General features: G+C 65.2%; 13 protein-coding genes. 10 read left to right on the forward strand and 3 right to left on the reverse strand.

Going from position 1 to position 21,669, the window contains the following annotated elements; translation table 11 throughout:
* The first annotated feature begins 73 nt into the window (after window positions 1-73).
* The 4 genes from EL249_RS05645 to EL249_RS05660 all read left to right on the forward strand — a co-directional run bounded on the left by EL249_RS05645 (window position 74) and on the right by EL249_RS05660 (window position 5,822).
* The gene (locus EL249_RS05645; protein ID WP_005673785.1) at window positions 74-790 is read left to right on the forward strand and encodes a response regulator transcription factor; all 717 of its coding nucleotides are present in this window, start codon (window positions 74-76) and stop codon (window positions 788-790) included.
* The gene (locus EL249_RS05650) at window positions 787-2,427 is read left to right on the forward strand and encodes a sensor histidine kinase (RefSeq protein WP_005673783.1); all 1,641 of its coding nucleotides are present in this window, start codon (window positions 787-789) and stop codon (window positions 2,425-2,427) included. The genes EL249_RS05645 and EL249_RS05650 overlap by 4 nt, the downstream gene beginning before the upstream one ends.
* 154 nt (window positions 2,428-2,581) lie before the next feature.
* Window positions 2,582-4,222 carry a DEAD/DEAH box helicase gene (locus EL249_RS05655; RefSeq protein ID WP_005673782.1) on the forward strand — a complete coding sequence of 547 codons (1,641 nt, stop codon included), beginning with the start codon at window positions 2,582-2,584 and terminating at the stop codon, window positions 4,220-4,222.
* A gap of 163 nt (window positions 4,223-4,385) precedes the next feature.
* The gene (locus EL249_RS05660) at window positions 4,386-5,822 is read left to right on the forward strand and encodes a GntP family permease (RefSeq protein WP_005673781.1); all 1,437 of its coding nucleotides are present in this window, start codon (window positions 4,386-4,388) and stop codon (window positions 5,820-5,822) included.
* 4 nt (window positions 5,823-5,826) lie between these two features.
* Here the strand turns inward: EL249_RS05660 and gluQRS are convergent, their stop codons facing one another.
* Window positions 5,827-6,837, reverse strand: coding sequence for a tRNA glutamyl-Q(34) synthetase GluQRS (gene gluQRS, locus EL249_RS05665; protein ID WP_005673780.1), 1,011 nt, complete (start codon window positions 6,835-6,837; stop codon window positions 5,827-5,829).
* A 623-nt stretch (window positions 6,838-7,460) separates the two neighbouring features.
* Between gluQRS and EL249_RS05670 the strand changes: the two genes are divergently transcribed.
* The 3 genes from EL249_RS05670 to EL249_RS05680 all read left to right on the forward strand — a co-directional run bounded on the left by EL249_RS05670 (window position 7,461) and on the right by EL249_RS05680 (window position 13,466).
* Window positions 7,461-12,101 (forward strand): RHS repeat-associated core domain-containing protein, encoded by a 4,641-nt coding sequence (locus EL249_RS05670; RefSeq protein ID WP_169311683.1) that lies wholly within the window; start codon window positions 7,461-7,463, stop codon window positions 12,099-12,101.
* A 42-nt stretch (window positions 12,102-12,143) separates the two neighbouring features.
* On the forward strand, window positions 12,144-12,662 hold the full coding sequence (locus EL249_RS05675) for a hypothetical protein (RefSeq protein WP_005673778.1): 519 nt from the start codon (window positions 12,144-12,146) through the stop codon (window positions 12,660-12,662).
* 144 nt (window positions 12,663-12,806) lie between these two features.
* Window positions 12,807-13,466 carry a hypothetical protein gene (locus EL249_RS05680; protein ID WP_005673777.1) on the forward strand — a complete coding sequence of 220 codons (660 nt, stop codon included), beginning with the start codon at window positions 12,807-12,809 and terminating at the stop codon, window positions 13,464-13,466.
* A 194-nt stretch (window positions 13,467-13,660) separates the two neighbouring features.
* Here EL249_RS05680 and EL249_RS05685 read toward each other — a convergent pair whose 3' ends face one another.
* Both EL249_RS05685 and trhO read right to left on the reverse strand, forming a co-directional pair.
* The gene (locus EL249_RS05685) at window positions 13,661-14,158 is read right to left on the reverse strand and encodes a DUF456 domain-containing protein (protein WP_005673776.1); all 498 of its coding nucleotides are present in this window, start codon (window positions 14,156-14,158) and stop codon (window positions 13,661-13,663) included.
* 131 nt (window positions 14,159-14,289) lie between these two features.
* Complete coding sequence (gene trhO / locus EL249_RS05690) at window positions 14,290-15,108, reverse strand: oxygen-dependent tRNA uridine(34) hydroxylase TrhO (RefSeq protein ID WP_005673775.1); 819 nt, start codon at window positions 15,106-15,108, stop codon at window positions 14,290-14,292.
* Between the two features lie 188 nt (window positions 15,109-15,296).
* Between trhO and dnaE the strand changes: the two genes are divergently transcribed.
* From dnaE to EL249_RS05705, 3 genes are read left to right on the forward strand one after another with little or no spacing between them, the layout of a single operon-like run.
* The gene (gene dnaE / locus EL249_RS05695; protein WP_005673774.1) at window positions 15,297-18,908 is read left to right on the forward strand and encodes a DNA polymerase III subunit alpha; all 3,612 of its coding nucleotides are present in this window, start codon (window positions 15,297-15,299) and stop codon (window positions 18,906-18,908) included.
* Entirely contained in the window at window positions 18,905-20,776 is a 1,872-nt protein-coding gene (gene msbA / locus EL249_RS05700) for a lipid A export permease/ATP-binding protein MsbA (protein WP_005673773.1), read from the forward strand. Before dnaE ends, msbA begins: the two co-directional genes overlap by 4 nt.
* A complete protein-coding gene (locus EL249_RS05705; RefSeq protein WP_005673772.1) occupies window positions 20,776-21,666 on the forward strand; it encodes a glycosyltransferase family 2 protein in 891 nt (296 codons plus the stop codon). The genes msbA and EL249_RS05705 overlap by 1 nt, the downstream gene beginning before the upstream one ends.
* Window positions 21,667-21,669 lie beyond the last annotated feature (3 nt).

A 21,669-nucleotide genomic window follows, 5' to 3' on the forward strand; every position in this document is an offset into this window, starting at 1 on the left:
CTTTTTTGATCTTGCCGGGGGGGCTGACAATGTGGGGCCGTCCAGACGTTATCTGGCATCCAGGAATGAATCCATGAATCGCGTGCTGCTGATCGACGATGACGAACAGCTGGGGCCTCCGCTGGCCATGTACTTCAAGCGTTTCGATCTGGTACTTGAGCAGGCGTTCACGCCCTCAAAGGGGCTGGCGCGGCTTCAGGAGGGGAATTTCGATGCGGCGATTCTCGACATCATGCTGCCGGAGATGGACGGTTTCGAGGTCTGTCGCCGGATCCGGAAGGGTAGCCAGGTGCCGATCATCATGTTGACGGCGCGTGGAGAGCTGACCGATCGCGTGGTGGGCCTGGAAATGGGCGCTGACGACTACCTGCCCAAGCCCTTCGAGCCCCGCGAGCTGGTGGCGCGGGTGCAGACGGTGCTGCGACGCTTCCGTGCAGCCTCTTCGGGGGGCGGCGCGGATTCTGCTGGCGTGCACCCTGAGGATGCCTCGGTGCTGCGTTTCGAGGGGCTGGTGATCGATCCCGTCCGGCGCAGTGTGCTGCGTCACGACGAGGACGTGGCGCTGACCGGCACCGAATATGAACTGCTGCTGATGCTGGCCCGCGAGCCGGGGCGCGTCTTCAGCCGTGACGACATCCTGGGCCGGCTGCGAGGCCACGAGGTGGATCTTTACAGCCGCGCCGTGGACATCGTCGTCAGCCGCCTGCGCCGCAAGCTGGAGCCATTGGTGGTCATCAAGACGTTGCGCAATGTCGGCTATGCGCTGGCGCTGCGGCCGCAGGAGGCATGATGCCGGCCGCCAAGCGTTGGCTTGCCCGGGTACGCGCCTTCATGGGGCGCTTCCTTGCTGGCGTGCGCGGTCTTCCGGTGCGCCTGGCGTTCTCGATCAAGCTGCGCATGGTGCTGGTGTTTCTGGTGTTGGCCGCGGCGCTGATGGTCGTGTTCATCGGCGCCATGCGGCAGGTGGTGGCCACGCGCTGGCAGCTGACCGCCCAGCCGCTGCTGGTCGATTATGTCGACCGTCTGGCCGAGGAGATCACGGTTGATGGCCATCCCAGTGTTGAACGCGCCCGTGCACTGGCACAGCGCCTGCCGGTGACGGTGCGCATCGAGGGACCGGTCATCCGATGGGCGTCCCATCCGCAGGATCCCCAACATGACTGGTGGCGTGAGGGTGATGGAACTTGGGAGGACTCTCCACCGTCGGATGCGCTCATGCCCGGAGCGGACCGTCATGATGAGCGCGGGATGGGGCATCGTGGTGCTCATGTGGGGGAAGGGCGTGGGTGGGGCGACGAGCCCCCCGGCTGGCAGCAGATCAGGCAGATCACCGAGCGCTCGACGCCCGATGGGCACCGGCTCGTGTTCGGCATCGACCGCCATGCCATGTTGGCACGGCATGATGGCTCGGACCCGCTGGCCCGGGGACTGGCCGCGCTGCTGCTGCTGACGTTGCTGGCCTGGTGGTACGTGCGCCGCACGCTCAGGCCGCTGGATGCCATCAGCGCTGGCGCTCGCCGCTTCGGCCAGGGCAACTTCGATGACCCCATTCCGGCTGTCTGGACCCGGCGGCACGGCGAACTGGGCGAGCTGGCCACGACGCTCAACACCATGGGCGAGGACATCCGGCAGATGCTGGATGCCAAGCGCAGCCTGCTGCTGGCCATCAGCCACGAGATGCGCAGCCCGCTGACCCGCGCGCGCCTGCACACCGAGCTGCTGCCCGAGGACGATCCCGAGGTGCGACCGCAGCGGGAGGCCCTGCTGCGTGACTTGCGGGAGATGTCTGCCCTGGTGGAGGATCTGCTGGAAAGCGAGCGCCTGTCCGACCGTCATGTGGCGTTGCAGCGGGAAAGTCTGGACCCGGGCGTCGTGGCCCGCAGCGTCATCGCCGAGCTGCAGACGCGCCACCCTGGCGTAGAGGTTGTTCTTCAGGTGCCAACGGAGCTGCCGGCGCAGTATCTGGACGCCACCCGTCTGCGCCTGCTGCTGCGCAACCTGCTGGAAAATGCCGTGCGACATGGGGGTAACGGACGTGATCCCGACAGGAAGGGTGCGTTTGGAAGCACCATGCCGGATGAAGGCGGGAACACGACAGCCCATACGGCAGCCCGCCCCGGCCATACGGAGGCACCCGACACGGATGCCATTGCCGTGGTGCATATCGACAGGATTCCCACGGGCGGCTGTGTCATCGAGGTTCGGGACTGGGGGCCGGGTGTGCCCGAGGAGCAGCTCTCGAAGCTGGCCGAACCCTTCCATCGTCCCGATGCGGCGCGTTCCCGCCATGCCGGTGGTGTGGGGCTGGGACTCTATCTGTGCCGCCTGGTGGCTCAGGCCCACGGTGGCCGGCTTGCCCTGGAGAATGCGCATCCCGGGTTGCGGGTACGCGCCTGGCTGCCTTCCGATATGAAGGCGCCGCAATGAAGGGCGGTGTACCGGGGGCTGCCGGGCAGGTTCCCGGCATGTACTGGAAAGTCGTCCGACACAGTGAATGGGTGCGACGCCCGCGCAACGGCCCGAAGGGCTTTAGGGCGGCTTGCCATGCGGGTTTTCGGCGGCATTCGGCTACAATCGGGCCATGACTTTGTCAACTGCCCCCGCGCCTGAAGGCGCCCAGGAGCCGGCCACCGTCACCTTCAGTGATTTCGGCCTGCATCCCGACGTGCTCAAGGCCGTCACTGCCGCCGGCTACACCAAGCCTACCCCCATCCAGGCCAAGGCCATTCCGGTGGTCATGGCGGGCCATGACGTGATGGCCGCTGCCCAGACCGGTACCGGAAAGACGGCCGGCTTTGCGCTACCCATCATCAATGTGCTCATGCCGTCGGCCAGCCATAGCGCCTCGCCGGCGCGGCACCCGGTCCGCGCGCTCATCATCGCGCCCACGCGGGAGCTGGCCGACCAGATCCACGACAACGTCAAGACCTACATCCAGTTCACGCCGCTGCGTTCGGCTGCCGTCTTCGGTGGCGTCGACATGCAGCCGCAGACCAATGCGCTGCGCGCCGGCGTCGAGATCCTCATCGCCACCCCCGGACGGCTGCTGGATCACGTCCAGCAGAAGTCGGTGAACCTGTCGCAGGTGCAGCTGCTGGTGCTGGACGAGGCGGACCGGATGCTGGACATGGGCTTCCTGCCCGACATCCAGCGCATCATCAATCTGCTCAATCCGCGCCGGCAGAACCTCATGTTCTCGGCCACCTTCTCGGACGAGATCCGCAAGCTGGCCAAGCGCTTCCTGAACGAGCCGAAGCTCATCGAGGTGGCCCGGCCCAACACGCTGGCCGAGAACGTCGAGCAGACGGTCTACCACGTGCCCTCCGAAGACCTCAAGCGTGACGCGGTGGGGGCGCTCATTCGTGAGCGCGGCATCGAACAGGTCATCGTCTTCTCCAACACCAAGATCGGTGCCGGCCGTCTGGCCCGCCATCTGCAGAAGGAAGGCTTCCTGGCCGAGGCCATCCACGGCGACAAGTCCCAGCAGGAGCGCCTGAAGACGCTGGACGGCTTCAAGGCCGGCGAGATCAAGGTGCTGGTGGCCACCGACGTGGCGGCCCGTGGCCTGGACATTGCCGAGCTGCCGGCCGTCATCAACTACGATCTGCCGCATTCGCCCGAGGACTACGTGCACCGCATCGGCCGTACCGGCCGTGCCGGCGCCTCCGGCATGGCACTGTCGCTGATGGTCGACCATGACCAGAAGGCGCTGGCCGAGATCGAGAAGCTCACCAAGCGCAAGCTGGACGTGCAGGAACTGCAGCTGCCGGCTTCTGCACGCGGCCGGGGTGAGCGTCGCAGTCGGGATGACCGTCGCGGCCACCGTGAAGGTGGCGAGGAGACGGCACGCAGCGAGGATTCGCGTGGCATTGGCGCGCCGTCGCGTTCCGGTCGTGATCGTGGCAGCCGCCGCGAGGGCAACCTGCGCGGCCATGCGCCAAGTGCCGAACGCGCTGCCCGCTATCCTGCGCCGCAGCCCGTGGTCGACGATCCGCTCTTTCATGCGCCCTATGTGCCCAGCGAGCCGGCCGCAGCGGCAGCGGATGCCCCCGAGCGGGGGCAGGCGTCGGCTGCAGGCGGCGTCAGCACCGATACACCGGCCGTCATCCAGGGGGGCGCACCCGCAGCTGCCTCCGGTCGTCGGGGCTCTGCGCCTTCCAGCGCCATCCGCCGTCCCGCGAACAAGCTGGCCGTGCTGCTGGGGGGCAAGCCGGGGGGCTGATATCGGCTTGCGGCGGTTGACGACGTTCTTCCGTTTCTGCTGGCTATTCCCGTCTTGTGCCGCAACGCCAGGCATTATTGGGTAGGCCCAGGCGGGGTTTGCTTTCGTCATTTGATCTCTTTATAGTTGTCATCACACGACAATTTCCAAAGAAGAGGGGATCATGACGATCATCGGGCTCGCCATCGTCATCGCGTTCATTGTCTTCAGCACGGCGAAGCTGAAGTGGCACCCGTTCCTGGTGCTGGTCCTGGCCGCGTTCCTCACGGCCTTCTTCTATGGCATGCCGCTGCCCAAGGTTGCCGACACGGTCGGTACCGGCTTCGGCAGCATCCTGGGCAGCATTGGCCTAGTCATCGTGTTCGGCACCATCATCGGATTGGTGATGGAGCGCACCGGCGCAGCGGTGGTCATGGCGGAGTCGGTCATCAAGGTGCTGGGAGAGCGCTTTCCCACGCTCACCATGTCCGTCATCGGGGCCATCGTCTCCATCCCGGTGTTCTGTGATTCCGGCTACGTCATTCTCAACTCGCTGAAGGAAACGTTGGCGAAACGCCTGAAGGTCTCCTCCATCGCCATGAGCGTGGCGCTGGCCACCGGGCTGTACGCCACGCACAACTTCGTGCCCCCCACGCCGGGACCCATCGCGGCCGCGGGCAACCTGGGCCTGGCCGACAACCTGGGGCTGGTGATCGTCATGGGTCTGGTGGTGTCGGTACCCGCCTGCCTGGCCGGCTGGCTGTGGGCCAATCGCTTCGTGCATGAGCTACCGCAGGGCGAGGGCGCTGCTGGGCAGGCCAGCACGGCGGGCTCGGTGAACGCCGCAGACAGGGAGGCTTCATCACCGGCCGGTGCCGTGGCCGCCACGCGCTATGCCGATGCGGACGACACCGACGGAGCTGCCGATCGGACCCGCTACGGCCAGATGCCGTCCCCCCTGATGGCTTTCATGCCGATCGTGCTGCCCATCGCGCTGATCTGCATCGGCTCGGTGGCAGCTTTTCCGTCGCGGCCGCTGGGCTCGGGCCTGCTGTTCACGGTTGCCGCCTTCCTGGGCAAGCCGCTGTGTGCGCTGCTGATCGGCTTCCTGTTCTCGCTACTGCTGATCCGGGGTGAAGACCGGACCGAGCGCATCAGCGCGCTGATCACGCAGGGCCTGGTGCTGGCGGCGCCCATCCTGCTGATCACCGGGGCCGGGGGCGCCTTCGGGGCCGTCATCAAGGAAACCCCGGTAGGCAGCTATCTGGGACATACGCTGTCCAGCCTGGGGCTGGGTGTGTTCATGCCCTTCGTGGTGGCAGCGGCGCTCAAGACCGCGCAAGGTTCCAGCACCGTGTCGCTGGTGACGACCTCCACTTTAGTGGCGCCCTTGATGGCCTCCATCGGTCTGGACAGCGAGATGGGACGCCTGCTGTGCGTGATGGCCATCGGCGCTGGGGCGATGACGGTCTCCCACGCCAACGATTCCTACTTCTGGGTGGTCACCCAGTTCTCGCGCATGAGCGTGGCCCAGGCCCTGCGGGCTCAGACGGCGGCCACGGCCGTGCAAGGGATCGTGGCGATCCTGTTCATCTGGCTGCTGAGTCTGGTGGTGCTGTAAGTCATCAGGCTGGGCTGAAGCGCGCCCGCCACTGTTCGGTGGCGGCGTGCAGCCAGCGTTGCGGGTCCCGGCTGCCAGGCGGGCGCAGCCCGAGGGCCTGGGCGGCTGCATTCAGAATGACGGCGGGCTCAATGCGTCCCGAGTCGTCGATGCCGGGCGCGCCGTTCTGCTTCGAGAGCTTCTGACCGTTCTCACCCATCAGCAGCGGCAGGTGCAGGTAGCGCGGGTGTGGCATGCCCAGCGCCTGCTGAAGCTGCATCTGTCGGCCGGTGGAGCTCAGCAGGTCGGCGCCACGCACGATGTCGGTGATGCCTGCCTCGGCGTCATCCACCACCACGGCCAGCTGGTAAGCCCAGACGCCATCGGCACGGCGTAATACAAAATCACCGCAATCCTGTACGGGGTGCTGCCGTTGCCAGCCCAGCCAGCGATCCTCGAAGTCCACGTATCCTTCGGTCGTTCGGAATCGCCAGGCTCGGGCCTGCCGTCCGGGGGGGAGGCCATGGCGGCACGTACCCAGATAGGGTGTTTCCTCGGGCATGTGGGCCAGACGAATATTGTCTGAATTCTGAATTATCTGCTGCCAGCGGGCCTGCCAGGCCTGGGTGATCTCCCGGCGGGTGCAGCCGCAGCCATAGAGATGCCCCTGTTCCTTCAGCCAGTCGAAGGCCGCCTGGTAGCGGTCCATGCGCGCCGATTGGTACCAGGGCGGCGCGTCCCAGTGCAGCCCCAGGAACTGCAGCTGGTGGCGAATGCGGATATCCGAGTCGGGCTCCACCCGGGGTGGGTCGATGTCCTCGATGCGCAGCAGCCAGGTGCCATCGTGCGCGCGTGCATCCAGGTAACTGGCCAGGGCGGCTACCACCGAGCCGGCATGCAGCGGCCCGCTCGGCGAGGGGGCGAAGCGGCCCACGTAGGGGCGGGCGTGGCGCACGGTGTCGCGTGCCTCGCGGCCGCCGTGTTGGCGGACGCCTGCGAAACAGACGGTGGGAAGGGGGGTGAGCGGGGACGGCATGGAGGCATTCTAAGTCTGCTTGGTGCCCCCTACTTGCGGTTGAGCGTGTGATCGTGGCCGCCCGGGTAGGTGGGAACGGAGCAGCCCGTCTTTTGGAAGCGGTAGGGCGCGATCATCCGGATGGCCTAGTCGCGCCGTGATGGAGTCCCGCCCTCGTTCGTTTGCCGGATCGGCAGAGGCGGCGTGATCCGTCAGAGTTCAGCCCGTCGGAAATCCTGCGGGAACGAGGGCTGGACATGAAGCTGGGATACAGGGTCGTCGGTGTGGTGTCGCTGTCGCTGCTGGTGCCTGGGTGGGCGTTGGCGGGAGAAGGGGCCGGCGTGGCACAGCGTGGAGCAGCCGTGGCGGAGGCTACGGGATCAGGCGTTTCCAAGGGCAAGGTCAGGAAGTCCGACAGCGCACCCAAGGCGCCGGCGGATGTCGTGGATCCAGCGGGAACGGTGAAGGACAACGACAAGGCGCCTCCGCTGCTGCCCTCATACGCTGACAGTCCCTATCGCATCGCTGATGACCAGCCCAGGCCCACCGCCGAGCAGAAGCTGAGCACCTGGGGCGCGGATGTCCGCAATCGCTGCAGCGCCACGCCGACCGAGGCGCCCTGCGCTGCCCTGGGGGTGGCCAGCATGCTCAGCAAGAAGAGCGTGCGGGTGGGGGTGGGTAACCCCGTCAATCCGCAGACGGGGCAGAAGGTGCAGATGGACCTGGATGCGGAGCCGCTGGACGGGCCGCTGGGACTGGAGATCCGCCGTCACTACAACTCGTCGCTGGCGGCCGTGGATGGCGCGCTGGGGCGTGCGTGGCATCTTTCCTATGACACGCGGCTGTTTGCAACCCGCAAGACAATCCAGATCGTTCAGGCCGATGGCATGCGGCGCATCTTCTGGCGCCCGGATGTGTCGGAGGGGGATCGTGCAGCCTGGAAGGTGGGGGCTTCCGTCGCCGGGCAGGCGCATGCAGAGCAGCAGGCCATGCAGTGCGTGGGTTCGGAGCCCGAGGACGGTACGGTCACGTCGTTGCCCCAGGGTGGGTATCGGTGGCGCTGGCCGGACGGGCGGGAGCTGGACTTCAATACGGAAGGCTGGCTGCTGGCCATCCGGCTGGACGCGCATGTGCTGCGCATCGAGCGTGCGCGGGGTGGCCGGATCCTGTCAGTGGTGGATCCGGATGGTCGCGTCATGCGCTTCCGATACGATCGTCAGAATCACCTGATGGCCATCGATCATCCGCAAGGGACATGGCGCTACAAGGTATTGCCTACCGGTCAGCTGGTGGCCGCGGAGGCGCCCTCCGGCAACCGGCGTTTCTATCGCTACGAGGATCCCGGTTTTCCGTTTGCGCTGACGGCCATCGAGGTGGAGTCCCCCGCCCTGAAACGGCGCGTGACGCTCAGCCAGTGGCACTATGATGCGCAGGGCAGGGTGCGACAGTATGAGAGCTGGCAGGGCGAGCGGATGCAGTTTGGCTACCAGTCGGCCGATGCGGCGGGCGTGCTGCAGACCGAGGTCGAGGACCGGCAGGGGCGCAAGCAGACCTATCGGTATCGAAACTTCAATGGTAGCTGGCAGACGCTGTCCATTACCGGTCAGCAGTGCGCGCATTGCCGTCTGGCCGACCGGGACTACCGCTATGATGAAGCCGGTCATATGGTGGGCATGCATCAGAGGGTGGATGCCATGCGCCAGTCTTTCCACCGGGAATTTCGTTTTGAACGGGACATGCACGGCCGCACGCAGGCGGTCTACGTGCGCACATGGCGTGAGCGCAAGAAAGAGGTTTCCACCCAGAAACAGGGGCCGATTGCTTCCCGCTTTGCAGAGACGGCATGGCGGCTGCATCGCCGCTATGAATATGCCGACCTGAGCAATCCGTACCCCACGCTGGTCGAGCGGCCCAGTATCGAGCCTGGCAGGATGTACCAGGTGCGCTTCACCTACACGACCATGGCAGGGCGTGTGCTGCCAGTCACGCTGACCGAATCTGGCTACAGCCTGGGGCAGCCGGTCAGCCGCACGACGACGGCGCATTATGACGACAAGGGGCTGTTGACCCATATCGACGGACCGTTGCCCGGGCCAGAGGATACGGTGCAGGTGCGTCGTGATGGCGATGATGCCCAGGGCAATTCGCGCTGGACGCTGGTGGATGCTCTGGGACGTGAAGTGTCCAGCAGTACCGATGGCTGGGCTGGCAGCAGCATGGCCTGGCTGGAGGATGTCGGGCGCTTTCATGCCGAGGCCGGGGCCCTGCGCCATGTGGCCGACAACGGTGTGCAGCAGACCATCCGGGTGGACGATTTCAATCGTGTGGTGCAGATCGTCTCACCGGATGCGGGCACGGACACGATCCATTACGACGAGGCTGATCGCGTGGTGCGCGAGACTGATGCCACGGGCGCCGTCGTGAGCTTCTTGCGGGATGCCTGGGACCGTCCGCTGGTGAAGACCGTGACGTCCCCGGACGGCTTCCGCGACGAGACACGCTACCGCTATGAAGGCCGCTGGTTGGTGGAGGTGCAGGGCAGCAACGTCACGGAGCACTATCGCCACGATGCGCAGGGGCGCGTCGTCGAACGGCAGGTTGATCTCCATCCGGAAAACGGCGTCGTGACGAAGACCTTCCGGTACCAGTACACCTATGCCGGCAACCAGTCGCAGCCGGATCAGGTGACGTTGCCGGATGGAAGCGTGGTGCATCGTGCCACGCAGCAGGGGCGTGATGGAAAGTTGCCCGCTGTGGAAGTGACGCTGAAGGAGCATGCGAAGGCACCGGCACGGTTGCTCTATCGTCGCGAGCTGGTGGGCAGCGCCGTTGATGGCAAGGGTGTGGAGGACCACTGGCTGCTGGGCAACGGTGTACAGCGGCAGCTGTCGTGGAATGGGGAAGGCCGTCTGGCGGAGTTCCGGGAAAGTCGACCGGGTACTGCATCTCCTGATGGAAATGCGCTGTACTCGATGCGCTATGGCTATCGGGCAGATGGCAAGGTGGCGCGCATCGATACGCAGGCGCATGCGCAGCAGTTTGCCTATGATCCGGCGGGGCGACTGATCATTGCGCAGCGTACCCGGCCTGAAGCCGCGAATGTGCGGCCAATTTCGGTGGCGGAAAAGGCCAGAACGTCTGTTGTGCCGGATGGGGCCGATACGTCAGCGTCCGTGGACATGGCTGCTTCCGCTCAGTTGGATGAAAGTGCCTGGTGGTATGCCTATGATGCCAACGGCAACCGGCTTTTCAGTGGGAAGCATGATCCTGCCAACGCCAACGCCAACGCCAACGCCAACGCCAACGCCAACGCCAACGCCAACGCCAGTGATACGGGCGATATCTCGGCACATGTCAGCGGCGTTCGGTCCACGTACCTGGAGGGCAGCAACCGCCTGGCAGGTGTGGAGTACGATGCCGCCGGCCGTCCCCTGCAATGGAATGACTGGAAACTGACCTGGCACCCGGGCGGCCAGATCCTGTCCATGGTGCATGCGGATGGTAGCAGCATCCGCTACTACTACAACCATCGGGGTGAGCGGGTTGCACGCCGCGAGGGGCAGCAATGGGACTTTTACGACTACGTGGAAGGCCGGTTGCAGGTACAGGCAACAACCGCCCACGAGGGCATGCGCCTGTGGTGGCATGAGGGAGAGATTCCGGTAGCTGTCATGGAGCGCAGCCCGGGGCAGAAAGGCTGGCTCTTCGACAAGGCCGGTACGCTGAGCATCGACTGGCTGCATGTGGATCATCGCGGCCTGCCAATGATGCGATCCGACGCGGAAGGGCGCATTGTCTGGCAGCAGCAGTATGGGCCTTTCGGCGAACCTGAGGCATTAGATGGGCTGGTGGTGTTCCGGGAAGATTCTGCACGCCTGTTTGGTGTTGACCCCATGCTGCGCTTCCCCGGTCAGTGGGCCGATGCAGCAACCGGTCTCTACTACAACATGCGCCGGGACTATGACCCCACGCTGGGACGCTATGTGTCACCGGACCCGCTGGGCCTGCGTGCGGGGCCCAATCCGTACCTGTATGTGGATGCCGATCCGATGCGAAACGTGGATCCGACGGGCCTGATGCTGTTTGCCTTTGACGGAACGTACAACGCGCCGGACAAGCCGACGAACATCTGGCACTTCTACCAGGCCTATGACGCGAAGGCCAACGGGCCGGGAGGCGATGTACTACGGCCGTACCTGGAGGGGGTGGGTGTCGAATTTGGGCCACATGCGGCGTACAACAGGACAAGCGGGCCTGTTCACCGGGAGAAGATCGAACCCATTACCGCAGACAAGTGGAAGGACAACGTCAACTACCAGGTCGGCCGTTTCATGAAGGCGGTCGAACAGCTGAAGGAAGGCGAGACACTGAACATTGACGTGGTCGGTTTCTCACGGGGTGCTGTTCAGGCCCTGGAGTTTGGGCGAATCATTGCCAGGAAGCTGGAGTCGGGGGAAATCGATGCGGCCAAGGCTGGCCAAGTGAAGCTGCGCTTCATGGGGCTGATGGACCCGGTCTTCACCAACATGTATGACGGCGTGAAAAACTGGGAGACAGCTTGCAAGCCCATGGAAGTGAGCGAAAAGTGGGAGCATGTCGTGAACATCATCGCTGCACATGATGTACGAGGAAAGCTGTTCGATGGGGCTTCATTGGGTGGTCAGGTAAATACAGTGCCTATGCGTGGTACGAAAATGGAGGAGGGTAGTACTGCACGGATTGATGCCGATGGAAACGTGATTGGTATCCGGGAGGAGTTCATGATGGCAGGTGCCCATTCAGACATTGGCGGAGGCTATCCTGCGCCTGGGACGAGTGAGCCGGATGGTGATCTTTCGGATATCGCTCTTTGGGTTCTTATGGAAAGGGCTGAACGAGCCGGGGTCAAATTGGGTGACTTGCCCGATGGCCTGAAGAGGGTTGACATGCCGGTTGTCCATGGAGATGGAACGGGCATAGAAGGTAGCGATGGTCGAGAAATTCTTCAAGATGGGAGAATTGTTAGTGACTATAAGACGGAAATATATGGGGTTCGTCCCTATGATTTAGGGCGTGACTCCGTTTTCTGGGTGGGCCGGCACCCGGAGCTTGAAGAGATTGGATTGGAAAGGGCGGCAACCCTTGAAGATCGTAAACGCATGAAGGAACAAGGTAGGGTTCCTGAATCGGCTATGTCAGAGGGTGATCGCGTCAGGTATATCAATATGGCTGTCTATTGCGAATACCTGAAGAGAACCCAGATCCTTCTGGACAGCAAGTACAGCAGCTACTGTCGTCAGCCTTGATGAACGGATGTTCTCGTTCAGTTCAAAGGACTGGATTGGAGGATGGAAATGCGTGAGTCAGAGAAGTGTTTGAGGGCCGATGTCGGGCGTGATGGCGTTGCGCAGGATGCGGAACCGAGGGCAACGGTGGGCAGAAGGCGGTATGGCCGATGGAAATGGATTTTTGCGTCCATCGGCGTGGTCCTTGTCATGGCGCTGATCTCTCGTAAGGGGCCCATGGAGGCGCTGTTCACACTGTTGCTCTATCTTGTCCAGGGAGGCGTGGTGCCCTGTGTCCTGCTTCTGGTGGCAGCAGAGATCCATGGGAGACGACGCCGGGCGAGAGATGGGCTTCGACGGCGCGAAGAGGGCACTAGCGTCCGCGAGGAAGGCGAGATGTTGGCTGGAAGCGTGCATTCATCATCCGCTGACCAACGCTCGGACAGGGAGAAGGTTTCCCTTCGTGATGTGGAGGGGCTGTTGTTCTGGGGATGGTTGCTGTTCCTGATGATGGCTTGCTTCTTTCTGTTCGATAGGGGCGAGATCGCTGCCACGGACGGCTTTGGTGTGAACTTCAGGTGATCGTTCTACCTGGGATGGTGGGCGCTCAGAAAGCTACTGAGGAGGCCAAGCGTGGCATGGGTAGTGGCATTGTTTTGCCCGGTCTTGTTGGCTCTGTGGCGCTGAAAGCGCAATGACGAGCACGTCGATTGATGTGGGTGTGTCATGAGAAAGTGGCTTGCGTTCTCGATCGTTGGCATTCTGCTGCTCTCAATGCTTCAGGGCGGCCAAGGGTTCCTCGATTCCCTGTTGATGCTGCTGTTCTTTCTGATCTTCGACGGGAAAGGGCATGTCGTCGTGGTTCTGCTGGTGCTGGCTCTGCTGGTGGCTCGTGAGGTGAGGGCGCGAAGGGCAAGGGAGCTGGCAGGGAAGCAGCTGGTGGAAGTCATCCGGCAAAGGACGGCTGCCATGGAAGCCCGGATTGCGCTTCTGGAAGGAAGGGCTCCGGACGTCAAGGCGGGAGGGGGCGAGGGCGACGATCTGGCCGTCCATGCCGCAGAGCGCGGCGCGGCCAAAGGTGGTGCGATGGCCGGCGGCTTTGGAACGGCAGGGGCTGGATCATCCCTCGGAAAGGCAGGGCCTGGTCAGGCCAAGGGGAATGAGGGTGCTGCGCCCAGGGATGTGGGTGGTCGCGTGAAGCCGGAGGATGTGGCGGGCGACGAGGGGCCGGGATGGCGCGTCCTGTTTGTGGATCTGGCGAAGATGGTTGTCTTCGTGTCCTTTCTCGCGCTTCTGTGGGCCGGCAGTGCCCATCTGTTTGCCTGTGGCGAGCCAAAGCTGGGTCGGCTCGAGGTCTCATTCGAGAAGTGCGAGATGCACCGATGAACGATGCGGGCATGCCATGGGTCATGCCGCTCCGGCTGGGCTGATCGGGCGGAAGGGCTTGATGGGTCAGCCCTCAGGTGAGCGGCGTCTCCTTGCTGCTCCTGGGGAGCGTACGTCTTGTCGAAAGGGGCCTTTGAAGGGGCCCGATCCATACTGCTTGACCTTGGACCTTTGGGCCCTTGGACCCTTGGGCTTTATGGCGTGACCAGCGCAAAGACGAAGATGCCGATCATCAGGAAGGTGAGGGCGATCTTGATGAGCATGCCGATGACCATGCCCAGCCAGGTGGCGATGCCGACGTTGCGGGCGCGGATGAGGTCGCGGTCGTAGAGGTACTGGCCGATGGCGGCGCCCAGCAGGGGCATGAAAAGCAGGCCCCAGAGGCCGCTGAAGACGCCGGCGATGGTGCCGATGAACGAGCCGACGATGGCTTCACGGCTGGCGCCGACCTTCTTGGCGCCCAGGATGCCGGCGATGTAGTCCAGCACCCAGGCCACGATGGTGATGGCCAGGCAGATGCCGACGGTCAGGCCGCTGACGACGGAGAAGTCGTCGATCCAGGCGGTGAGCAGGATGCCCAGGAAGACAAAGAAGACGCCGGGCAGCGCGGGCAGCACGGTGCCGGCGACGCCGATGAGGATCAGCGTGATGCCGATCAGCCAGAGGGTGACGGTGAGGGTGGTGGCGGCCATGGCGTGGTGAAGACAGGGGAAGGACTGGGGGATCGTGCAGGGAGGGTGACGCCGGGTGTGCCGGGCGAGCGTGCCCGGCGCGTCAGAATATGGGGGCGATGGTGCCCGCAGGCAAGCGGGCGGGCAGTCGGTCAGCTTCCCTGGCTGGGGGGCTGGGAGGCGGTGTCGTGCTTCGGTGCGGGATGGACGGTTCGGGTGTCGAAGTCCTGTTCCCAGGTGCCAGGGGCCAGATCGGTGGTGAGGGAGACACGGCGGTCGAAGACGAAGAGTTCACCGTCCCAGTGCTTCCCACCGGTGTGTTCGAAGTAGTCCAGCACGCCGCCGTCAAGCTGGACGACGTTGTCGTAGCCGTTGGCGGCCATCCAGAGGGCTGCCTTCTCGCAGCGGATGCCGCCGGTGCAGTAGGTGACGATGCGCTTGCCGGCCAGTTGGGGGCGGTGGGCCTCCAGGGCGGCAGGCAGTTCGGTGAACTTGGTGATGTGCGGGTTGATGGCGCCGTGGAAGTGGCCGACCTGGACCTCGAAGTCGTTGCGGGTGTCGATGATGGCGATGTCGCGGCCGTCGTCGTCGTGGCCTTCGTCGATCCAGCGGGCCAGGGTCTCGGGCGAGACGGTGGCGGCGCGGCCGTCGGCCGGACGGATGCCGGGCTGGCGGAAGGTGATGGTCTCGCGCTTGATCTTCACCAGGAAGCGGTTGAAGCTCTGCTCGTCCGAGAGGCTTTCCTTGATGTGCATGTTGGCCAGCGGGGGGAGGCTGCGCAGCACGTCGGCAAAGGCGCGGGCGTTGTCTGTCGGCCCGCTCAGCATGATGTTGACGCCTTCGGGGGTGAGCAGGATGGTGCCACGCATGTCCAGGCGGCGACCTTCGGCCAGCAGGTGGGCGCGCAGCCCGGGCAGGTCGTCGAGGTCGGCAAACTGGTAGGCGGCCAGGTTCAGGTAGGTGTTCGGCATGATGGAAGGATTCTACCGGTCCGCGCCCAGGGCGGGGTGGCGGGCAGGCAGGCCGGAAGGGGCCTGGGCCCCGTCGGACACAGGGCAGCGCCGGGCGGGTGGGCGCTGCGTCAGGGGGCGGAAGGCGGGATCGCAGGCCGGGCCCGATGGACATACCGCCATGGCCCTTGGGCACGTACAATCGGCGGATGAGCCAAGCCGTCTCCTCCCCCGCTTCCGCTTCGCCCGACGCTTCCGCTGCCCCCCCGGCGTCGGTGGCCGCAGATGTCGCCGTGTCCGATGCCGTGCCGTCGGTGGCTGAAGGTGCCGAGGGGCCGGGTTTTGTCCATCTGCGGATGCGTTCCGAGTATTCGGTGGTCGACTCCATCGTGCGGCTGGACGAGGCCGTGGCGGCGGCCGTGGCCGACGGGCAGATGGCGCTGGCGCTGTCGGATGCGTCCAACCTGTTCGGCTGGGTGAAGTTCTACAAACAGGCTTCGGGCAAGGGGCTGCAGCCCATCTGCGCGGCCGATGTCTGGATCACCAATGCCGAGAACCGTGATCGGCCGTATCGGCTGCTGCTGATTGCAGCCAACAATGCCGGCTACCGGCGGTTGTGCGAGCTGCTTTCCAGGGCCTGGCTGGAGAATGAGTACAAGGGCCATGCCGAGCTGCTGCCCGAATGGCTGACGGCGGAGACGACGGGCGGGCTGATTGCGTTGTCGGGGGCCGGTGGCGGCGAGGTGGGCCAGTTCCTGCTGGCAGGCAACCATGCCCGGGCGGTCGAGGCGGCGCAACACTGGGCTGCGGCGTTCCCGGACGCCTTCTATCTGGAGGTGCAGCGCGACGGCACGCCCGAGGCCGAGAGCTGCACGCGGGCCACGGCGCGGCTGGCGGTGGAGCTGGACCTGCCGCTGGTGGCCACGCACCCCATCCAGTTCCTGCGCGAGGAGGATTTTCGGGCGCACGAGGCGCGGGTGTGCATTGCCGAAGGCGAGGTGCTGGCCGATCCGAAGCGGGTGCGGCGCTTCCAGCCGACGCAGTATTTCCGCACGCGTGCGGAGATGATGGCGCTGTTCGCCGACCTGCCGGCGGCGCTGGCCAACTCGGTCGAGATTGCGCGGCGCTGTGCGGTGACGCTGCGGCTGGGCAATCCGCAGCTGCCCATCTACCCGACGCCGGAAGGGGTGTCGATCGAGGAGTATCTGGTTCACCAAGCCGAGGACGGGCTGGCAAAGCGGCTGGAGAAGCTCTATCCCGATCCGGAGGTGCGGGCGCAGAAGGCACCCGAGTACGAGGCGCGGCTCAAGCGCGAGTGCGAGACCATCATCAAGATGGGGTTTCCGGGCTACTTCCTCATCGTGGCGGACTTCATCGTCTGGGCCAAGCAGAACGGGGTGCCGGTGGGGCCGGGGCGGGGTTCGGGTGCGGGTTCGCTGGTGGCGTTCTCGCTGGGCATCACCGATCTGGACCCGCTGCCGTATGCGCTGCTGTTCGAGCGCTTCCTGAACCCGGAACGGGTGTCGATGCCCGACTTCGACATCGACTTCTGCCAGGACAACCGGGGCAAGGTGATCGAGTACGTGCGCCGCAAGTACGGCTACGACGCGGTGTCGCAGATTGCCACCTTCGGCACGATGGCCAGCAAGGCGGTGATCCGCGATGCGGGCCGGGTGCTGGACATGCCCTACAACTTCTGCGACCAGCTCTCCAAGCTGATCCCGATCGAGCAGGCCAAGCCGCTGTCGCTGGACAAGGCGCTCAAGGCCGAGCCGCAGCTGGCCGAGCGGCTGGCCAACGAGGAGGAGGTGGCGGAGCTGTTCGCGCTGGCGCGGCCGCTGGAGGACATGACCCGCAACATCGGCATGCACGCCGGTGGCGTGCTGATTGCGCCGGGCAAGCTCACGGACTTCTGTCCGCTCTACCGGGCGCCGGGCACCGATTCGGTGGTCAGCCAGTACGACAAGGACGATGTGGAGGCGGTGGGCCTGGTGAAGTTCGACTTCCTGGGCCTGCGAAACCTCACCATCATCGACCTGGCGGTGCGCTATGTGAACGAGCGGCGCGCGCGCGAGGGGCAGGAGCCGGTGGACCTGGACAACCTGGGCTTTGACGACCAGGCGGCCTATCAGATCCTGCGTGACGGCAACACGGTCGCCATCTTCCAGGTGGAAAGTGACGGGATGAAGAAGCTGCTGAGAAAGCTTCAGCCCGACCGTTTCGAGGACATCATCGCCGTGCTGGCGCTGTACCGGCCGGGGCCGCTGGGCTCGGGCATGGTGGACGACTTCATCCTGCGAAAGCGCGGCGAGCAGGCCATCGACTATTTCCATCCGGACCTGAAGGACTGCCTGGAGCCCACCTACGGGGTCATCGTCTACCAGGAGCAGGTGATGCAGATCTCGCAGATCATCGCCGGCTACACGCTGGGCGGTGCCGACCTGCTGCGCCGGGCGATGGGCAAGAAGAAGGCCGAGGAAATGGCCAAGCAGCGCAAGACCTTCATGGAAGGCGCTGCGGCCAAGGGTCAGGATCCGGACCTGGCCAGCCAGCTCTTCGACCTGATGGAGAAGTTTGCAGAGTACGGCTTCAACAAGTCGCATACGGCGGCCTATGCGGTGGTCACCTACCAGACGGCATGGCTGAAGGCGCATTATCCGGCCGAGTTCATGGCGGCAACGCTGTCGTCGGACATGGACGACACGGACAAGGTGCAGATCTTCGTGCGCGATGCGCAGGCCAACCAGGTGGAGGTGCAGCCGCCCGACATCAACGCATCGGCCTATCGCTTCGAGCCGGCGGCCCCGCGCGCCATCCGCTACGGGCTGGGCGGTGTGAAGGGGGTCGGGCAGTCGGCCATTGAGAACGTGGTGGCGGCCCGCGAGGCGGGTGGTCCGTTCATCGATCTCTTCGATTTCTGCGAGCGGATCGACCGCAAGCTGATCAACCGGCGCACCATCGAGGCGCTGGTGCGCGCGGGCGCCTTCGACCGGCTGGATCCGGACCGGGCGCGGCTGCTGGCCAATGTGCCGCAGGCGATGGAGGCGGCCGAGCAGAAGGCGCGTGAGCAGGCAGCCGGCCAGGGCGGGCTGTTCGATGACGCTTTCTTCGGGGGCACCGACGAGGCACCGGCGCGCGAATGGCTGCCGGCCGAGCGCTGGGACGACCGCCAGCGGCTGCTGGAAGAGAAGAGCGCGCTGGGCTACTTCCTGACGGGGCACCTGTTCGACGCCTGCCGGGACGAGGTGCGCCGCTTCGTGAAGACGCGCATCGGCGATCTGGAAAAGATCGTCGGCAAGCATTTCGGGTCCACCCCGGTGACGGTGGCGGGCATCGTATCAGGCCTGTCCACGGCCATGACGCGGCGTGGCAAGATGGTTCGCGTGATGCTGGATGACGGGTCGGGCACCGAGGAGATCGCGGTCTTTCCCGAGGCGTGGGACCAGTACAAGCACCTGCTGAAAGAAGACGAGCTGGTGGTGGTGCAGGGCAAGCTTTCCAAGGACGACTACAGCGGCGGCCACCGGCTGTCGGTGGAGCGCATCCTGGACCTGGGTACGGCACGCGGTGAGAATGCCCGGGCGCTGCAGCTGACCATCGCTGGCAAGCCGGATGCGGCACGGCTCAGGGAGCTGCTGATGCCGCACCGGGTGGACGGCAGCCAGGGCGAGGGTTGCCCGGTGGAAATTCATTATTACAGTGACAGTGCGACCGCCGTTCTGCGGCTGGGACACCAATGGGCAGTGCGACCTGATGACGCCTTGCTGGCCGGCCTGAAGGGCTGGCTGACCGAGGCACGGGTCGAGATGCGCTATCGATGAGCGGAGCTGATTTGGCGAAGGACAAGGAAAAGGCAGACCGGACGGACGAGGCCACCGTCAAGGCATCCGGCCCGGACAAGGCAGGTACGGAGGCGGCGGCCAAACCGGCAGAGAATCCCACCATCCGGCAGCCCTCCAGCGAGCGGGTGCTGCTGGCGCGGCTGTTCCGTTATGTGCGGCCGCACTGGCGGGTGTTCGCGCTGGGGGTGGTGGCGATGATGCTGACCGGCTCGACCGAGACGGCGCTGCCCGCCATCATGCAGCACCTGCTGGACGACGGTTTCGGCGGCAAGGGCAATCCGCAGCTGATGTGGACGGCGCCGCTGATGATCATCGGGCTCTTCGTGGGGCGTGGCATGTTCACGTTCACCATGAACTACGCAATGAACGAGGTGTCGAACTCGGTGCTGTACGACCTGCGCAAGCAGATGTTCGACCGTCTGGTGCAGATGCCGGTGAGCTATTTCTCGACCCATTCGGCGGGCACCATCATTGCGCGGCTGGTCAACGACGTGCAGAACGTCACGCAGTCGCTGGCCTCGGTGCTGGTGATCATGGTGCGCGACACCTGCGTGATCCTGGGCCTGCTGGGCTGGCTGCTGTACCTGAACTGGCAGCTCACGATGATCGCCTTCGTGCTGATCCCGATGGTGGCGCTGGCGGTTGGCGCGTTTTCTCGCCGCATGCGACGGCTGTCGGGCGAGCAGCTGCGCTACACGGGTGAGCTCACCAGTGTGGTGGGCGAGGCCATCCATGGCAACCCGGTCATCAAGGTCTATGCAGGGCAGGAGCACGAGCGCAGCCGTTTCGCGGCGGCCAGCCGGCAGCTGCAGGGCTTTGCACGACGGATGACGGTGGCTTCGTCGCTGCTGGTGCCCATCACGCAGGTGATGGCGGCGGTGGCGGTGTCGCTGGTGATTGCGCTGGCGCTCTACCAGTCGCAGCAGGACCGCACCACGGTGGGCGGCTTCGTGTCGTTCCTGACCGCCATGCTGATGATCCTGAACCCGCTCAAGCACCTGGCCGACGTGAATGGTCAGTTGCAGCGCGCCTTCGCGGCAGCGGATGCGGTGTTCCATTTCATCGATGAGCCCATCGAGAACGACCACGGCACTCAGGAGATCGAGCGGGCCAAGGGTGCGCTGCGCTTCGAGGGTGTGCGCTTCGGCTACGAGGGCAGCACCAGCCTGGCGCTCAAGGGGATCGATCTGGAGATCAAGGCGGGCGAGACGGTGGCGCTGGTGGGGGGCTCTGGCGGTGGCAAGACCACGCTGGCCAACCTCCTCCCGCGCTTCTACTCGGTGACGGACGGACGCATCCTGCTCGACGACATCCCGATCGAGTCGCTGAAGCTGGAGAGCCTGCGCCGGCAGATTGCCTGGGTGAGCCAGCAGGTGATGCTCTTCAACGACACCATTGCCAACAACGTGGCCTATGGCAGCCGGCGAGGCGCCAGCGAGGCCGATGTGCGGGCGGCGCTGGAGGCGGCCTATCTCACCGAGTTCGTCGCGTCGCTGCCCGATGGCATCAACACGATGATCGGTGACAACGGCATCCGGCTCTCGGGCGGCCAGCGGCAGCGGCTGTCGATTGCCCGGGCGCTTCTGAAGAACGCACCGATCCTGGTGCTGGACGAGGCCACTTCGGCGCTGGACAACGAGTCCGAGCGCTTCGTGCAGGCGGCGCTGGACAAGCTGATGCATGGCCAGACCACGCTGATCATCGCGCACCGGCTCTCCACCATCGAGAAGGCCGACCGCATCCTGGTGCTGGATGACGGCCGCATCGTCGAGTCCGGCACGCACGCCGAGCTGATCGAACTGGGTGGGCTGTATGCGCGCCTGCATGCCGGGGGAACGTTGACGTAATGGACCATCACCTGCAGGGCACGCCTGCGGCACGCCGTGAAGGCCGACCGACGGTCTCGCTGATCATCTCCACCTACAACCGGCCGCGTGCGCTGGACCGGGTGCTGGCCAGCGTCGCGCGCCAGCAGGAAATGCCACTGCAGGTCCTGGTGGCCGATGACGGTTCGGGACCGGAGACCGTCCAGGTGGTGACGCGCTGGCGCGAGCACCTGGGTGAACGGCTGCTGCATTGCTGGCAGCCCGACGAGGGTTTTCGGCTCAGTGCGGCGCGAAACCGTGCCATTCGTGAAGCCCGGGGAGATCTGCTGGTCTTTGTCGATGGGGACTGCCTGCTGCGGCCGGACTTCGTGCTGGCCCATCAGCGCTTGGCCGAGCCCGGATTTGCCACGGCCGGCAACCGGGTGCTGCTGAGTGAGCGCCTGACGGCACAGGTCGAGGCGGGCGACTGCAATCCGCTGGACTGGAATCCGTGGCAGTGGCTGCAGGCCTGGCGGCGGGGCGACATCAACAACGTGTTCGGCCTGCTGCGCCTGCCCGGGCGGTGGTGGCGCCATCCGAAGGGGCGGCCCTGGCGGCTCTTCAAGGGCTGCAACATGGCGCTCTGGCGTGATGACATCATCCGCATGAATGGCTTCGAGGAAAAGATTGCCGGCTGGGGCTTCGAGGACACGGATCTGGTCCTGCGCTGGTTCAACCTGGGTGGGCGGCTGAAGAACGGGCGTTTCGCCACGACCGTGCTGCATCTGTGGCACCGGGAGGCGGCGCGGGACGCTGCCGAGGAAAACGAGCGGCGCGCCCGCCTGGCGGGCAGCCGGGGGGCGACCGTGGCCGAACGGGGGCTGGCGCAGCTGGCCGACGACGATCGCCCTGCGCCGCCGGGAGGGATCTGATAC

This window comes from Lautropia mirabilis, from assembly GCF_900637555.1.
GTDB lineage: Bacteria > Pseudomonadota > Gammaproteobacteria > Burkholderiales > Burkholderiaceae_E > Lautropia > Lautropia mirabilis.

What these genes read in the sequence shown, in the direction of transcription:
- EL249_RS05645 (WP_005673785.1), top strand. Translation starts at nt 74, where the DNA reads ATGAATCGCGTGCTGCTGATCGACGATGACGAACAGCTGGGGCCTCCG.
- EL249_RS05650 (WP_005673783.1), top strand. Translation starts at nt 787, where the DNA reads ATGATGCCGGCCGCCAAGCGTTGGCTTGCCCGGGTACGCGCCTTCATG.
- EL249_RS05655 (WP_005673782.1), top strand. Translation starts at nt 2,582, where the DNA reads ATGACTTTGTCAACTGCCCCCGCGCCTGAAGGCGCCCAGGAGCCGGCC.
- EL249_RS05660 (WP_005673781.1), top strand. Translation starts at nt 4,386, where the DNA reads ATGACGATCATCGGGCTCGCCATCGTCATCGCGTTCATTGTCTTCAGC.
- gluQRS (WP_005673780.1), bottom strand. Translation starts at nt 6,837, where the DNA reads ATGCCGTCCCCGCTCACCCCCCTTCCCACCGTCTGTTTCGCAGGCGTC.
- EL249_RS05670 (WP_169311683.1), top strand. Translation starts at nt 7,461, where the DNA reads ATGCTCAGCAAGAAGAGCGTGCGGGTGGGGGTGGGTAACCCCGTCAAT.
- EL249_RS05675 (WP_005673778.1), top strand. Translation starts at nt 12,144, where the DNA reads ATGGAAATGCGTGAGTCAGAGAAGTGTTTGAGGGCCGATGTCGGGCGT.
- EL249_RS05680 (WP_005673777.1), top strand. Translation starts at nt 12,807, where the DNA reads ATGAGAAAGTGGCTTGCGTTCTCGATCGTTGGCATTCTGCTGCTCTCA.
- EL249_RS05685 (WP_005673776.1), bottom strand. Translation starts at nt 14,158, where the DNA reads ATGGCCGCCACCACCCTCACCGTCACCCTCTGGCTGATCGGCATCACG.
- trhO (WP_005673775.1), bottom strand. Translation starts at nt 15,108, where the DNA reads ATGCCGAACACCTACCTGAACCTGGCCGCCTACCAGTTTGCCGACCTC.
- dnaE (WP_005673774.1), top strand. Translation starts at nt 15,297, where the DNA reads ATGAGCCAAGCCGTCTCCTCCCCCGCTTCCGCTTCGCCCGACGCTTCC.
- msbA (WP_005673773.1), top strand. Translation starts at nt 18,905, where the DNA reads ATGAGCGGAGCTGATTTGGCGAAGGACAAGGAAAAGGCAGACCGGACG.
- EL249_RS05705 (WP_005673772.1), top strand. Translation starts at nt 20,776, where the DNA reads ATGGACCATCACCTGCAGGGCACGCCTGCGGCACGCCGTGAAGGCCGA.